This window comes from Methyloceanibacter sp., assembly GCF_051306395.1.
In the GTDB taxonomy this organism is placed as follows: domain Bacteria; phylum Pseudomonadota; class Alphaproteobacteria; order Rhizobiales; family Methyloligellaceae; genus Methyloceanibacter.
Map to the genome: position 1 here is coordinate 1 of NZ_JBPPND010000010.1, position 14,370 is coordinate 14,370.

Consider the following 14,370-nt stretch of genomic DNA (forward strand, 5'->3'; position numbering starts at 1 on the left):
GGCTCGGAGAACAACAGCCCCGCCAGCGCCACGCGCATGCGCCAGCCGCCCGAGAACTCATCGAGCGGCCGGTGTTGCGCCTCCTCCGAGAAGCCGAGACCGGCGAGGATCCGCGCGGCCCGCGCCGGCGCCCCATGGGCGTCGATGGCATTGAGCCGCTCGTGGATCTCGGCGATGCGATGCGGATCGACCGCGTGCTCGGCTTCGTCCATCAGCGCAGCGCGCTCGGTGGCCGCCGCCAGCACCGTTTCGAACGGCGAGGCCGTTCCGCTTGGTGCTTCCTGCGCCAGATAGCCGATGCGCAGGGCCGACGGCGCCTCGATACGGCCGGTATCGGGCTCATGCTGACCGGCGATCAGCTTCAGCAGCGAGGACTTGCCGGCGCCGTTGCGGCCGACCAGGCCGACACGCGCCTTCGGCGGCAGGGATGCCGAGGCGTGATCGAGAATGAGATGGCCGCCAAGCCGCAGCGAGATATCATCGAGGGTGAACATGGGCGGCGTGATAGCACAGGATGGCCTGAGGTCACGCTTTTAGCGGCGGCGCGAGATCCCTCCGAACGCGTTTCGCTTGATAGCGTCCTCCAGCACCCGGGTCGCCATGGGCACCACGGAGCGGGCGATGGACTTGCCGAGCGTCGTCCAGAAGCCGTCGCTGCGCGAGCCGCCGGAGCTCTTGCGCGCCGCAGTCTTGCCTCCGGACGCTTCGGCTTCAGCGGCCTCCTCCGCGTGCGCCTTTGTGCGCTTCTGCAAGATCTCATGCGCCGAATGGCGGTCCACGACCTCGTCATATTCGCCGGCGACCGGGCTTTCCTTGATCACCGCCTTGCGCTCCGCCGCGGTCAGAGGGCCGACCTGGGACGACGGCGGCTTGATGAAGGTGCGCTCGACCATGGTCGGCTGGCCTTTCCGGTCGAGACTCGACACCAGGGCCTCGCCGATACCGAGCTCCATGATGGTCTTTTCGGTGTCGAAAGCGGGGTTGGCGCGGAAGGTCGTCGCCGCGGCCTTCACCGCTTTCTGCTCGAGCGGCGAGAAGGCCCTGAGCGCGTGCTGCACCCGGTTACCCAGCTGACGCGACACCGTATCGGGCACGTCCATCGGGTTCTGCGTCACGAAGTAAACGCCGACGCCTTTGGAGCGGATCAAGCGCACCACCTGCTCGACCTTCTCCAGAAGCGCCTTGGGCGCATCGCGGAACAAGAGATGCGCCTCGTCGAAGAAGAACACGAGCTTCGGCTTTTCCGGATCGCCCACCTCGGGCAGCTCCTCGAACATCTCCGACATGAGGAACAGGAGGAAAGTCGCATACAGGCGCGGGCTCTGCATCAGCTTGTCGGCCACGAGCACGCTGATGTAGCCGCGCCCGTCCGAGGCCGTGCGCATCAGATCGTCGATCTTCAAGGCAGGTTCGCCGAAGAAGTGCTCCCCGCCTTGCTGCTCCAAGACCAGCAGCGAGCGCTGGATGGCGCCGACCGAGGACTTGCCGACATTGCCGTATTTCGTGGTGAGCTCGCCTGCGCGCTCCGCCAGGTTCTGAAGCAGGGACTGCAGGTCCTTGAGATCGAGCAGCGGCAGCTTCTCATCGTCTGCGATCCGGAAAGCGATGTTGAGCACGCCTTCTTGCGCCTCACTGAGATCCATCAACCGGGACAGGAGCAACGGGCCCAATTCCGTCACGGTGGTCCGGATTGGGTGGCCCTGTTCACCGAACAGGTCCCAGAAGATCACGGGGTGCGCGTTGAACTCCACGTCGTAGCCGATCAGCTTGGCGCGTTCCTCGATCCACCCCTTGGCCACGCCCATCTCGGCCACGCCCGAGAGATCGCCCTTCACGTCGGCGCAGAACACCGGCACGCCCTGATCCGAGAAGTTTTCCGCAAGGCCTTGAAGGGTTACGGTTTTTCCGGTGCCGGTGGCGCCCGTGATCAGCCCGTGCCGGTTGGCGAGCTTGAGCAGGATGAACTCCGGCTTGACGCTCTGGCCGAGATAGACGCTCTCCTCGGGGAGCTGCTCGGGATCGAGCTTGGCGACGATCTCTGCCGCATCCTCTGCACTATCGGCGGCAGCTTTCGTCTTTGCCGCCGCCGTCTTGGATGGTGTTCTCTTTCGCGCCATTGCCGCTCTTCCCCCTCGCTTGGCCTGCGGCACTTTAACGGCTGCACAAGCCCCACGCCAAGATGGCCTATGGGCGCAATCCCGCCAACATCCCACGGGTTTCTCGCCGCGCGAGCTTCGTGCTAGGAAAAAAAGCGAGAACCATTCTAGGGTTAGTAGAGATGGCTGAACTCCCCCTGGCCCGCGACTTTCCGCCCGCCGACGAAGCGGCCTGGAAGGCGCTGGTGGAAAAGGCGCTGAAAGGCGCGCCCTTCGCCTCGCTCGAATCCAAGAGCTATGACGGCATCGTCATCGAGCCGCTCTATGGCCGGGCGAGCGATGCGGACGTCGTGCCCGGACGGGCCCCAGGCACGCCGTGGGAGGTCATTCAGCGTGTCGACATCGCCGACGGCAAGACGGCCAACCGTCAAATCCTCGAAGACTTGAACAACGGCGCCAGCGGCCTCAGCCTCGTGTTCCAGGGCTCGGCCGGCGATTACGGCCATGGCCTGCCGCCGTCCGAAGCCGTTCTCAAAGAAGCGTTGGAGGACGTGCACTTCGAGTGGGGCGTCCCCGTCGAGCTTCAGCTTGGCCCGCTCTGCAAAGACGCCGCCTTGATGCTTGCCAATCTTGTGCAGCAGCGCGGCCTCGCCCCGAGCGACGTCAATATCCGCTTCGGTTTCGATCCCATCGGCGTGCTTGCCGCCAATGGCTGGAACAACGTGATCTGGCCCGACATGGCGAACGTGTTCGCGAGCCTCACGAGCGAAATGGTCGAACAAGGTTTCAAGGGGCCCTTCGCGGTCGGGGACGGCAGGCCCGTTCACGCCGCGGGCGGCTCGGAGGCGCAAGAGCTGGCCTTCGCACTCTCGACCGCGCTGGCCTATATGCGCGCCGCCCATGACGGCGGCGTCCCGCTCGATACTGCGCGGCGCCTCATCTTTTTCCGCCTGGCCGCGGACCAGAACCAGTTCCTCACCACCGCCAAGTTCCGCAGCATTCGGAAATTGTGGTCGCGCGTGGAGGAGGCTTGCGGACTGGAGCCGGAACCGGCCTTCGTCACCGCCGAGACGGCGTGGCGCATGATGACCAAGCGCGACTCGCACGGAAACATCGTGCGCGGCACGATCGCCGCGCTTGCCGCCGCGGTCGGCGGGGCCAACGCCGTGACCGTGCTGCCGTTCAGCGCCGCGGTCGGACTTCCCGATGCGTTCGCCCGCCGGATCGCCCGCAACACCCAGACCATACTCTTGGAAGAATCGAACCTCTATCGGGTCGCCGATCCTGCCGCGGGCTCCGGCGCCCTAGAAGCGCTCACCCGCGCGCTTTGCCTGGAAGCCTGGACCCTGTTCCAGCAGATCGAAAACGCCGACGGCCCTGCCGAGGCGCTGCGCCAAGGCGTCATCCAAGGCGGAGTGGCAAAGGCCCGCGCCGCACGCGAGGCTGCGATCGCCCGGCGCAAGGACTCGCTGGTCGGCACCAGCGATTTTCCCGATCTCGCCGAGGCCGAAATTTCCGTGCTCGATGGTGTGTCGTCCGCGCCATGCGAGGGTGAACGGACCGCCGAGCCGCTACATCGCATGCGGCTCGCCGAGCCGTTCGAGGCGTTGCGCGATCAGAGCGACTCCTATCTCGCCGCACACGGTACGCGCCCAAAGGTCTTCCTTGCGTGTCTCGGCCGGCCCGCGGACTTCAACGCGCGCGCAACCTTCGCCAAGAGCCTGTTCGAGGCGGGAGGCATCGAGGCGATCGCGCCGCAGGCGGCGCAGTCGCGCGAGGAGATGCTGAAAGCGTTCGAGGCCTCGGGCGCATCGCTCGCCTGCCTGTGCTCGTCCGACAAGATCTATGCAAGCGAAGGCGCGGACGCCGCCAAAGCCCTGAAGGAGGCCGGCGTCAAGCACGTCTATCTTGCGGGCAAGCCCGGCGATCTGGTTGCTGAACTGAAATCCGCCGGCGTCGAGAGCTTCGTCTCGGCCGGCGCCGACGCGCTCGAGACCTTGCGCGGCGCTTACGCGAATTTGGGGGCTTGAGTGACCGGGATTCCGAAATTTACCGAGGTCGATTTCGAAGAGCCGCGCGAGCCCGCGCTGGCTTCCGAATCGCCTGCCTGGGAAACGCCGGAAAATATCGCGGTGAAGCCGGTTTACGGACCGGACGATTTGCAGGGTCTCGACTTTCTCGATGGCATGCCCGGCGTGCCGCCTTATCTGCGCGGGCCCTACCCCACCATGTATGTGCAGCGGCCCTGGACCGTGCGCCAATATTCGGGCTTCTCCACCGCCGAGGACTCCAACGCTTTCTACCGGCGCAACCTCGCCGCCGGCCAGCAAGGCGTGTCCATCGCCTTCGATCTCGCCACCCACCGCGGTTACGACAGCGATCATCCGCGCGTGACGGGTGATGTGGGCATGGCGGGCGTCGCCATCGACTCCATCTACGACATGCGCACCCTGTTCGATCACATCCCGCTCGACCAGGTGTCCGTGTCCATGACCATGAACGGCGCGGTGCTGCCGGTGCTGGCGCTGTTCATCGCCGCCGGCGAAGAGCAGGGCGTGCCGCACGATCAGCTCTCCGGCACGATCCAGAACGACATCCTCAAAGAGTTCATGGTGCGGAACACCTACATCTATCCGCCCGAACCCTCGATGCGCATCGTCTCCGACATCATCGGCTACACCTCGAAGGAGATGCCGCGCTTCAACTCGATCTCGATCTCCGGCTATCACATGCAGGAAGCGGGCGCGACGGCGGACCTGGAGCTTGCCTACACGCTCGCCGACGGCATCGAATATGTGCGCGCGGCCATCGCCTCGGGCCTCGACGTCGACTCCTTTGCGCCGCGGCTCTCGTTCTTCTGGGCCATCGGCATGAACTACTACATGGAGATCGCCAAGATGCGCGCCGCGCGCGTGCTGTGGGCGAAGCTCATGATGGACGAGTTCGCGCCTAAGGACCCGAAATCGCTGGCGCTGCGCACCCACTGCCAGACGAGCGGCTGGAGCCTCGCCGCCCAGGACGTGTTCAACAACGTGGTCCGCACCTGCGTCGAAGCCATGGCGGCGACCCAAGGCCATACCCAGTCGCTGCATACCAACGCGCTCGACGAGGCGCTGGCCTTGCCGACCGACTTCTCCGCGCGCATCGCCCGCAACACCCAGCTCATGCTGCAGAAGGAAAGCGGCACTACGCGCATCATCGATCCCTGGGGCGGCAGCTATTACGTCGAGCGCCTCACCTACGATCTCGCCAAGCGCGCCATGGAGCATATCGAAGAGGTCGAGAAGTTCGGCGGCATGGCGAAAGCCATCGAGGCCGGCATTCCGAAACGCATGATCGAGCAGGCGGCGACCGCGACCCAGGGGCGCATCGATTCCGGCCGTCAGACCATCGTCGGCGTGAACAAGTACCGCTCCGACAGCGACGCCGACATCGCCATCCTCAAAGTCGACAATCGCTCCGTGCGCCGCCAGCAGCTCGATAAACTGGAGCGGCTCAGGGCCGAGCGCGACGAGGCGGCGGTCCAGAGCGCCCTTGACGCCCTCACGGAATATGCCGAGACAGGCAAAGGAAATCTGCTGGAAGGCGCCGTCGCGGCCGCCCGAGTCATGGCGACCGTCGGCGAGATTTCCTACGCGCTGGAGAAGGTCTATGGCCGCCACCGCGCCAACGTTTCGGCAATCTCCGGCGTCTATAAGTCCGAGATGGGCCGCAAGGACGAAAACATGACCCGTGTCGCAGAGCTGATCGAGGCTTTCGAGACCGAGCACGGCCGCAGGCCGCGCATCCTGGTCGCCAAGATGGGCCAGGACGGTCATGACCGCGGCCAGAAGGTCATCGCGAGCGCGTTCGCCGATCTCGGCTTCGACGTGGATATCGGCCCGCTGTTCCAGACGCCCGAAGAGGCCGCCCGCCAGGCGGTCGAAAACGACGTGCATATTCTCGGCGTGTCCTCGCTCGCCGCCGGACATCTGACCTTGGTGCCGGCACTGCGCGAGGCGCTCGAGGAACAGGGGCGCGGCGACATCATGATCGTGGTCGGCGGCGTCATCCCGCCCCAAGACTATCCGGAGCTCTACGACGCCGGCGCCAAGGCCATCTTCGGCCCGGGCACGCCGATCGCCAGCGCCGCCATCGACATCCTCGGCAAGCTCGGCATCGACAGCGCGAAAGCGGCAGCGGCGGAGTAGCCTCTAGCTGGCGCGCGCACGTATCGGTTCGATGCGTCCGAGATCTGTCGCAGCATCCCGTGCGATATCGAGATCGTACTGCTTTTGCAGGCTGAGCCAAAAGTCGGGCGTGGTCCCAAGCGCCTTAGCGAGGCGCAATGCCGTATCTGCCGTCACACTCCGCTCACCATTCACAATGGCGGAGATGCGGTTTGGCGGAATCCGGAGGACGCGGGCGAGCCGATTGGCACTCAAACCCAGCGGCTCCATGAACTCCTCTTTCAAAACCTCGCCCGGATGCACCGGAGCTAACAACTTGGTCATGCATCACCTTCAGTGGTAGTCGACGATCTCGACATCGAACGCATCCCCATCCTCCCATCCGAAGCAGATTCGCCACTGGTCATTGATCCGGATGCTCCATTGGCCCTCTCGGTCTCCCTTCAATTTCTCCAGTCGATTACCTGGAGGGGAACGCAGGTCGGTCACGTTGGCCGCTGCATCGAGCATCCGAAGTTTGCGCAAGGCAATCCGCTCGAACGAACGGAATCCGCTGACCCGCTCTCGCCGGAACAGTCGCTCGGAATCTCGATCAGCGAACGAACGGATCACACCTGCGGGCCCAGGGTATTATATGTATTACGTAACACATACTAGCGTGGCCATCAACCCACATCAATCTTGCGCTTTGGCCGGTTTGCCCCTACCCCGCATGCCATGACCGGCAGCAAGAGCCCCCAGAGTCTGGAAGACTTGGCGAGTGCCGTCCGCGCGAACGACCGCGTGGCGCTAGGCCGCGCCATCACCCTCATCGAGAGCACCAAGCCCGACGATCAGACCCGCGCGCAAGAGCTCCTGAAGACGCTTCTTCCCGAGACGAAGAAATCCATCCGTATCGGCATCAGCGGGCCGCCCGGCGCCGGCAAGTCCACGCTCATCGACCAGCTCGGCATGAACCTCATCGCCCAAGGCCACAAGGTGGCGGTGCTCGCGGTCGATCCGACGTCGTCGCGCACCGGCGGCTCGATCCTCGGCGACAAGACCCGCATGGGCCGGCTCGCCGCGGAGTCGGACGCCTATATCCGCCCCTCGCCGGCCGGCACGAGCCTCGGCGGCGTGACCAAGACGACCCGCGAGACCATCGCCATCGCGGAAGCCGCGGGCTTCGACGTGGTGCTGGTCGAGACGGTCGGCGTTGGCCAGTCCGAGACGGCGGTCTCGAACATGGTGGACGTGTACGTGGTGGTGGCCATCCCCGGTGCCGGCGACGAGCTGCAAGGCATCAAGCGAGGCCTGCTGGAGCTCGCCGACGTCATTGCCGTCAACAAGGCCGACAACGACAACATCGAGCGCGCCAACCGCGCGGCGACCGAGTACCGCGCGGCCCTGCACATTCTCGCCGCGAGCAACGCCGCATGGCAGCCGGCGGTGCTGACGGTCTCGGCGCGCGACAATGCCGGCCTCGATGCGCTGTGGGACAAGATCAAGGAATGCCACGCCGCCCTCGCAGAATCCGGCGTGCTGGACGGGCGGCGGGCCGATCAGGCGGCGGCCTGGATGCGCGAGATCTTCGAGCAACGCCTGCTTGCCGCCTTCAAGGGCGGTCGCCGGGCCGCGCGGCAATATCAAGACATCGAAGATAAGGTCCGCGCCGGCGAGGTTACCCCGGCTGAAGGGGCCGACGAACTCGCCGCGCTGGCCGGGCTGAAGCAGGCCAAGTAAAGCGGGTCGAGTAAACCACGCCCGCGAATTCCCTTCCCCTCCGCCCGCGCCCCTTGTAAGCCAAGACCATGGCAAGGCCGCGCGTCCTTCTCACGGGCTTCGGCCCCTTTCCAGGGGTGCCTGAGAACCCCTCCGGCTGGCAGGCCGAGACCTTGGCCGTCACCACACGCGGCCATGGCTGGGAGCCGCATGGGGCCGTTCTGCCGACCGAATGGGCGGCGGTGGCAGCGCTCGCACCGCGTCTCCAGGCCGAGCTGCAACCCCTTGTCACGATTCACTTCGGCGTCAGCGCCCGCGCGACAGGTTTGCGCCTCGAGCGCACGGCCCATAACCGCGCCGAGCCCCGCGCCGATGCCTGCGGCGTGAAGCCTGACAGCCGAACCATTTCACGCGACGGCGCCGCGCGGATCGAAACCCGCCTTCCCATCGCGGCGCTTGCCGCCCGTCTGCGCGCGAAAGGACATGCCGCGCGCGCTTCGCATTCCTGCGGCCGCTATCTCTGCAATTTCCTTTATTACCACTCGCTGGCGCGGACACAGCGCGAAGGCGGCGACGCAGTGTTCGTGCATGTGCCGCTGACGCGCGCGCAAGGCGGCACGCTTCATCAAGACGCGCTCCTGTTCGCGGCCGAAGACACGCTGCTTCTCGTGCTCGAAGCGGTACAGACCGGCCGACCAAACGCGGCGCACCGCGCAGACGAAGCCGCGGAGGCTCGGCCATGACGCTCGGACGGCGGGAAGTCATGCTGGCCGGCCTCGGCGCCGGACTGACCGCGGCGGTAGGCCCCCGAGCCGCCAACGCCCGCGATGACGTCGCCCGGGATGCCTTCAGTACCTATGGCGTGGCGCCGGCGGACGGCGCGATCAGCCAGACGGCGACGCTGCAAGAAGCCGCGGACGCCGCCGCCCGCACGGGCACGCCGCTCTTTCTGCCCGCGGGCTCCTATTCCACCGCGCGTCTCACTCTGAAGTCGGGCACGCATATCCACGGTGTGCCCGGGCTCACGATCCTGCGCTACATCACCGGCGGCGCCATCCTGGAGACGGAAGGCACGGACAATGTGCGCCTTGTCGGCCTAGTGCTCGACGGCGGCGGCGCAGCACTTGGCGAGAACGGTGCGCTCCTGAAGGCCACCGAGGCGACGCATCTCGATGTCTCGGACTGCCGGTTCATGGGAAGCAGCGAGGACGGCGTGGTGCTGCGCAGAGCATCCGGCCGTATCTCCGATTGCGAGTTCGGCGACATCACCAGGGCGGCGCTGTTCAGCGAGGACGCGGACGGGCTCGAGATCAGCCACAACCATGTGCATGATTGCGGCGACAACGGCATCCTCGTCTGGCGTTCGGAGATCGGCGAGGACGCCACGATCGTGAGCGGCAACCGCATCGAGCGCATCGCCGCGAACAGCGGCGGCAGCGGACAGAACGGCAATGGTGTCAATATCTTCCGCGCAGGCTCCGTGATGGTGACGCAAAACCGCATCGCCGACTGCGCCTTCTCCGCGATCCGCTCCAACGCCGGCTCCAATTGCCAGATGGTGGCGAACTCCTGCACGCGGCTCGGCGAAGTGGCGCTTTATGCCGAATACGGTTTCGAAGGCGCGGTGATCGCCAACAATATCGTGGACACCGCGGCCATGGGCATCTCGGTCACCAACTTCAACGAGGGCGGCCGCCTCGCGGTGGTGCAAGGCAACATCGTGCGCAATCTGTTCCTGCGCAAGACGGGCGAAATCCGCGGCATCGGCATCGGCGTCGAGGCCGATAGCGTGGTCAGCGGCAATGTCATCGAGGGGGCGCCGTCCTACGGCATTGTCGTGGGCTGGGGCGACTATCTGCGCGATGTAAGCGTGACCGACAACGTGATCCGCAAAGCCCATATCGGCATCGGCGTCTCGGTGAGCCCGGAGGCCGGCACCGCGCTCATCACCGACAATCTCATCGACGGCGCCAAGGACGGCGCCATCCGCGCCATGAAAGGACCGACGCCCATCGGCCCCGATCTCGCCCGCGACAGCGCCGAGGCGTTTCGCAACCTCGCGGTCTACGCCAATGTCGGCCGCTAGGCAGGCCGGTCTGCAAGGCTTTGCAGCGCATCCTTGAGCGCATCGCCCGCCGCCAGGCGGCCCACGCGCCGGCCGCGCCAGTTGCGCACCTCACCGTCAATCTCGACGGACAGCGCTGAGCGCGCCTTTGGCAGCAAGGCGGCGAGGACCTCGACCAAGGCCCGCTCCGCGCCGCGCTTCGCGCCATCGTCCACCTTCAAGGCAAGGCCGAAACCGAGCTCCGGCAGCGCCGCGCAATGCACGCCTTCCGCACCGCCTTTGGTGAAGGCCGCGCCCCTGAGCCCACGCAAGACTTTGGTATCGAGCCGCCCTTCCCCCGCCACGAGCACCGGCGCGGCGAAGCAGGCTTCCATCAGGCGCTTGGCGGCAAGCGCGCGGTCTTGCGAATGCCCGGCGCCCGTGCCGAACCGCGCGAAGCCGTGGGCCAGCTTGCTGAGCGGCATCGCATAGGTGGGCAGAGAGCAGCCGTCGGTCCCCATGTCTCCCGGTCCCAACGTGACCCCGCAAGTCTCTGAAAGGACTCGCGCGATCATCGCCTGCACGGGGTGGTCCGGCGTTTCGTAGCCGCTTGGGTCGAAGCCCAGATGGACGGCGGTGGCGAGCATCCCCGCATGCTTGCCCGAGCAATTGTTGTGGATCGCGCGCGGGCGTCTGCTGGCCCGCAGGAGCTCGCGCGCCGTCGCCTCGCTCAAAGGCCAATGCGCCCCGCAGGCCAAATCGCGTTCGCGGAGATTCGCTTTCGCCAGCACGCTTGCCACCGCCTCGAGATGGACGCGATCGCCGCAATGCGAGCCGCACGCGACGGCCAGCTCTTCGTCACTCAGATCGAACGCGTCCGCCGCGCCGCTCTCCACCAGCGGGAGCGCCTGAAGCGCCTTGATCGCGGAGCGCGGATAGACGGGCGTCTCCACGTCGCCGAGCGCCAGCACGAGACGGCCCCGCGTGTCGGCGATGGCGATGGCGCCCCGGTGGCTACTTTCGGTGCGGTCCCCGCGGAACACATCGACGAGGACCGGATTGGCGGATTTGGATGCCATGGAGCTAGCCGCGCCCGCGCTCAGGCTTCGGGCGCGCCGACACGAGCTCCGTGGGCACGCCCGCCGCATGCTTCGACGTGCGGATCACGAGCGTCGTCTTCACGCTTTCCACATTCGGCGCGGCGGTCAGCTCGTGAATGATGAACTCCTGGAACGCGCTCAAATCCGGCGCCACGCACCGCAAGAGAAAGTCGATTTCGCCGGAGAGCATGTAGCAGTCGCGCACGATTGCGCAGGCCGCGACCCGCTCCTCGAAGGCGATCAGGTCGGCCTCCGCCTGGCTGTGCAGCTTGATCATGGCGAAAGCCGATACGTCGAAGCCGAGCGCCTTGTCGTCGAGGATCGCGGTGAAGCCCTCGATGATGCCCGCTTCCTCCAGCGCCCGAACCCGGCGCAGGCAGGGCGGCGCCGAGATTCCGACCTTGCGCGCCAGCTCGATATTGGTTATGCGCCCGTCGGCCTGGAGCTCGCGCAGGATCAGCCAGTCCGTGGCATCGAGGCGGGCGGCGCGCATAAGGATCCCATGCTCCCTGGACGATTGCAGGCGCATCGCGTTAGAAGGCGCGAGAGCGAGCCTGTGGGTTTGAAAATTTCGCCTTTGCGCAACTTTACGTGCTCCCGGCAAAAGAATCGAAAAGAAATTGAGCGTTTTCCATTCCGGAAATTTTAGTGCCCCCGATGCCGCCCGGGCGGGAGCCGCGGAGGGCGCGGCGGCGCTGATCGCCGAGAGCCGCAAGGCCCGCACCGACAAGACCTGGATCGTCACCGATGGGTCGGTCGGCATGGAGGCCCAAGGCATCGCCGTGGCCGAGGCCGTCGGTCTGCCCTTCACGCTGAAACGGGTGCGCCCCAAGGGCGCGATGCGGCTCATGCCGGCACCGTTCCAGATCTTGCTGCCGCCAAAGGCGCTCTTACGCGCCACGGCGTCGAGCGACGCGCTGGAGCCGCCTTGGCCGCGGCTGATCATCTCCATCGGCCGCCGCAGCGTGCCCATGGCCCTTGCCATCAAGCGCCTCTCGGGCGCCTACGCGCTGCACATCCAGAACCCCAAAGTGCCCGCGCGCCTGTTCGATCTCGTGGCCGCGCCCGCCCACGACAATTTCGAGGGCCCGAACGTCATCACCACGTTCGGCGCCGTGCATGGCGTGACGCCGGAGCGCCTCGCCGAAGCGGGAAACCAATTCGCGCCGCGCATCGCCGACTTGCCGCATCCGCGCATCGCCGTGCTGCTCGGGGGCGAGAGCCAAGCCTTCAGCTTTCCGCCCGAGACCGCCACCGGCTTCGGCGCCAAGCTCGCGATCGTGGCGCGCGAGACCGGCGGATCTCTTCTGATCACGCCGTCCCGGCGAACGCGCACCGACACGCTCGAAGCGCTTGCGCAAGCCATCGCAGGCGTGCCGCACTTCGTCTGGGACGGCAAAGGCGACAATCCCTATTTCGCCTTCCTGTCACTGGCCGACGCTATCGTCGTCACCGAGGACTCCGTCAACATGGTCACCGAGGCGGCGGGCACCGGAAAGCCGGTCTATGTCCAGGCCCTGCCCGGACGCTCGACGCGGCTTTCCCGCTTCCACGCGCTAATGCGCGAGCGCGGCGCCACGCGGCCCTTCGAGGGACGCCTGGAATCATGGCGCTATGTGCCGATCAACGACACCGAAGTGGTCGCCTCACATATTCGCGAGGCGCTCGGCCTTGAAAGCAAAGCCTAAAACGCCGCCGTCCCCAGACGGGTTGCGCGCGGGCGCGGGCATGCTTACCTCTCCGCTCCCGCTCCAGATCGAGAGGCATATTTCATGAGTTCCCGCCACGAGAAGGTGATCATCATCGGCGCCGGTCCGGCCGGCTACACGGCCGGCATCTACGCCGCCCGTGCCATGCTGAAGCCGGTCCTGATCGAGGGCATTCAGCCCGGCGGCCAGATGACCATCACCACCGATGTGGAGAACTATCCCGGCTTCGCCGACGTGATCCAGGGCCCCTGGCTCATGGACCAGATGCGCGCGCAAGCCGAGCATGTGGGCACCGAGATCATCGCCGATACGATCATGGAGGCCGACCTCAAGCAGCGGCCGTTCCGGCTGAAAGGCGACAGCGGCACCGAGTACACCGCCGATACGCTGATCATCGCCACCGGCGCCAAGGCCCGCTGGCTCGGTCTACCCTCGGAGCAGAAATTCCAGGGCTATGGCGTATCGGCCTGCGCCACCTGTGACGGCTTCTTCTATCGCGGCAAGAACGTGATCGTGGTCGGCGGCGGCAACACTGCCGTCGAGGAAGCGCTGTACCTCTCCAATCTCGCGGAGAAGGTCACTCTGGTGCATCGCCGCGATTCCTTGCGCGCCGAGAAGATCCTACAAGAGCGCCTGCTGCAGAACCCGAAGATCGATGTGATCTGGAATCATCAGCTCGTGGAGGTGCTGGGCGACGACGATCCGCTCGGGGTCACCGGCGTCACGCTCAAGAACACGAAGACCGGTGAAGAAACGACGATGCCCATAGACGGCGTCTTCATTGCCATCGGCCATTCGCCGCAGACCGAGCTGTTCAAGGGGCAGATCGAGCTGAAACACGGCGGCTATATCAAGACGAAGCCCGGCTCCACGGAGACCAGCGTGGAGGGCGTGTTCGCCGCCGGCGACGTCACCGACGACGTCTATCGTCAGGCCGTGACCGCCGCGGGGCTCGGCTGCATGGCGGCGCTCGACGTGGAGCGTCACCTGGCGGGCATCGATCACCTCGCCGAAGCGGCCGAGTAGCTAGAACCACACGGACACGACGCCGAACAGGCTCTCGCCCGCCACCAACCCTGCGGCCGCGCTCAACAGGAAGCGCGCGGCCCAGCGCGGCGCGAGCCAGTGCAGCAGGCTCGCGAGCGCGGCGCCCAGAAACAGCGTGATCGACGTGCCCGCGGGGATCACGAAGGCGAGGCCGAGGGTGGCGCCGCTCGGCACCAGCAAGAGCCGATGTCCGTCGACGCGCCGCTCGATCAGCGCCAGCACGATGCCGATCACGCCGGCGATGGCCATGGCGATCAGCGCCGAGTATGGAATGCCGGAGAGCCCCACGCCCAGCGTCTCGGCTACCGCCTTCCACGTCGCCACGGCGGGCGCGGGCCATTCCGGCGTGAGCAATTGCGTCTCGGGATCGGTAATGAGCGCGAGATAGACGAGACTGCCCACCAGGCTGCCGATAACGACGCCCGCGCATTGCGCCACCACCTGCCGCGCCGGGCTCGCACCCACCTCATGGCCGGCGCGGAAGTCGTTCAGCAGATCCGCGCT

14 protein-coding genes are annotated in these 14,370 nt (G+C 66.3%); 7 read left to right on the forward strand and 7 right to left on the reverse strand.

The genetic code is table 11. The features are described from left to right. Together ACSLE4_RS00655 and ACSLE4_RS00660 are read right to left on the reverse strand one after the other, a co-directional pair. On the reverse strand, positions 1-494 hold a 494-nt coding region (locus tag ACSLE4_RS00655; protein WP_435902560.1), incomplete at its 3' end, for an ATP-binding cassette domain-containing protein. Between the two features lie 39 nt (positions 495-533). Further along, positions 534-2,117: a helicase HerA-like domain-containing protein gene (locus tag ACSLE4_RS00660; protein WP_435902561.1), complete on the reverse strand. Its 1,584-nt coding sequence runs from the start codon at positions 2,115-2,117 to the stop codon at positions 534-536. A gap of 161 nt (positions 2,118-2,278) precedes the next feature. Between ACSLE4_RS00660 and ACSLE4_RS00665 the strand changes: the two genes are divergently transcribed. Together ACSLE4_RS00665 and scpA are read left to right on the forward strand one after the other, a co-directional pair. Then, positions 2,279-4,126 carry a methylmalonyl-CoA mutase family protein gene (locus ACSLE4_RS00665; protein ID WP_435902562.1) on the forward strand — a complete coding sequence of 616 codons (1,848 nt, stop codon included), beginning with the start codon at positions 2,279-2,281 and terminating at the stop codon, positions 4,124-4,126. Then, positions 4,127-6,286, forward strand: a complete 2,160-nt coding sequence (scpA, locus tag ACSLE4_RS00670) for a methylmalonyl-CoA mutase (protein ID WP_435902563.1) — start codon at positions 4,127-4,129, stop codon at positions 6,284-6,286. Positions 6,287-6,289: 3 nt separating this feature from the next. Here the strand turns inward: scpA and ACSLE4_RS00675 are convergent, their stop codons facing one another. Together ACSLE4_RS00675 and ACSLE4_RS00680 are read right to left on the reverse strand one after the other, a co-directional pair. Next, positions 6,290-6,589 (reverse strand): HigA family addiction module antitoxin, encoded by a 300-nt coding sequence (locus ACSLE4_RS00675; RefSeq protein WP_435902564.1) that lies wholly within the window; start codon positions 6,587-6,589, stop codon positions 6,290-6,292. Between the two features lie 9 nt (positions 6,590-6,598). Beyond that, complete coding sequence (locus ACSLE4_RS00680) at positions 6,599-6,877, reverse strand: type II toxin-antitoxin system RelE/ParE family toxin (protein WP_435902565.1); 279 nt, start codon at positions 6,875-6,877, stop codon at positions 6,599-6,601. Positions 6,878-6,982: 105 nt separating this feature from the next. On the opposite strand from ACSLE4_RS00680, the gene meaB reads away from it, so the two are divergent. From meaB to ACSLE4_RS00695, 3 genes are all read left to right on the forward strand, one after another. Beyond that, on the forward strand, positions 6,983-7,987 hold the full coding sequence (gene meaB, locus ACSLE4_RS00685; RefSeq protein WP_435902566.1) for a methylmalonyl Co-A mutase-associated GTPase MeaB: 1,005 nt from the start codon (positions 6,983-6,985) through the stop codon (positions 7,985-7,987). A gap of 68 nt (positions 7,988-8,055) precedes the next feature. Next, entirely contained in the window at positions 8,056-8,709 is a 654-nt protein-coding gene (locus ACSLE4_RS00690) for a hypothetical protein (RefSeq protein WP_435902567.1), read from the forward strand. Continuing rightward, positions 8,706-10,052 (forward strand): TIGR03808 family TAT-translocated repetitive protein, encoded by a 1,347-nt coding sequence (locus tag ACSLE4_RS00695; RefSeq protein ID WP_435902568.1) that lies wholly within the window; start codon positions 8,706-8,708, stop codon positions 10,050-10,052. Before ACSLE4_RS00690 ends, ACSLE4_RS00695 begins: the two co-directional genes overlap by 4 nt. Here the strand turns inward: ACSLE4_RS00695 and ACSLE4_RS00700 are convergent. Together ACSLE4_RS00700 and ACSLE4_RS00705 are read right to left on the reverse strand one after the other, a co-directional pair. Next, positions 10,049-11,089, reverse strand: a complete 1,041-nt coding sequence (locus tag ACSLE4_RS00700) for an asparaginase (RefSeq protein WP_435902569.1) — start codon at positions 11,087-11,089, stop codon at positions 10,049-10,051. The genes ACSLE4_RS00695 and ACSLE4_RS00700 overlap by 4 nt on opposite strands. A gap of 4 nt (positions 11,090-11,093) precedes the next feature. Next, on the reverse strand, positions 11,094-11,603 hold the full coding sequence (locus ACSLE4_RS00705; protein WP_435902570.1) for an Lrp/AsnC family transcriptional regulator: 510 nt from the start codon (positions 11,601-11,603) through the stop codon (positions 11,094-11,096). 127 nt (positions 11,604-11,730) lie between these two features. On the opposite strand from ACSLE4_RS00705, the gene ACSLE4_RS00710 reads away from it, so the two are divergent. Continuing rightward, a complete protein-coding gene (locus ACSLE4_RS00710; RefSeq protein WP_435902571.1) occupies positions 11,731-12,798 on the forward strand; it encodes a mitochondrial fission ELM1 family protein in 1,068 nt (355 codons plus the stop codon). A gap of 84 nt (positions 12,799-12,882) precedes the next feature. Further along, the gene (gene trxB, locus ACSLE4_RS00715; protein WP_435902572.1) at positions 12,883-13,845 is read left to right on the forward strand and encodes a thioredoxin-disulfide reductase; all 963 of its coding nucleotides are present in this window, start codon (positions 12,883-12,885) and stop codon (positions 13,843-13,845) included. Here the strand turns inward: trxB and ACSLE4_RS00720 are convergent. Then, positions 13,846-14,370 (reverse strand): OPT/YSL family transporter (locus tag ACSLE4_RS00720; protein WP_435902573.1); only part of this gene is annotated, 525 nt, incomplete at its 5' end.

What these genes read in the sequence shown, in the direction of transcription:
- ACSLE4_RS00705 (WP_435902570.1), bottom strand. Translation starts at nt 11,603, where the DNA reads ATGCGCGCCGCCCGCCTCGATGCCACGGACTGGCTGATCCTGCGCGAG.
- ACSLE4_RS00700 (WP_435902569.1), bottom strand. Translation starts at nt 11,089, where the DNA reads ATGGCATCCAAATCCGCCAATCCGGTCCTCGTCGATGTGTTCCGCGGG.
- ACSLE4_RS00675 (WP_435902564.1), bottom strand. Translation starts at nt 6,589, where the DNA reads ATGACCAAGTTGTTAGCTCCGGTGCATCCGGGCGAGGTTTTGAAAGAG.
- ACSLE4_RS00690 (WP_435902567.1), top strand. Translation starts at nt 8,056, where the DNA reads ATGGCAAGGCCGCGCGTCCTTCTCACGGGCTTCGGCCCCTTTCCAGGG.
- ACSLE4_RS00665 (WP_435902562.1), top strand. Translation starts at nt 2,279, where the DNA reads ATGGCTGAACTCCCCCTGGCCCGCGACTTTCCGCCCGCCGACGAAGCG.
- trxB (WP_435902572.1), top strand. Translation starts at nt 12,883, where the DNA reads ATGAGTTCCCGCCACGAGAAGGTGATCATCATCGGCGCCGGTCCGGCC.
- meaB (WP_435902566.1), top strand. Translation starts at nt 6,983, where the DNA reads ATGACCGGCAGCAAGAGCCCCCAGAGTCTGGAAGACTTGGCGAGTGCC.
- ACSLE4_RS00660 (WP_435902561.1), bottom strand. Translation starts at nt 2,117, where the DNA reads ATGGCGCGAAAGAGAACACCATCCAAGACGGCGGCGGCAAAGACGAAA.
- ACSLE4_RS00695 (WP_435902568.1), top strand. Translation starts at nt 8,706, where the DNA reads ATGACGCTCGGACGGCGGGAAGTCATGCTGGCCGGCCTCGGCGCCGGA.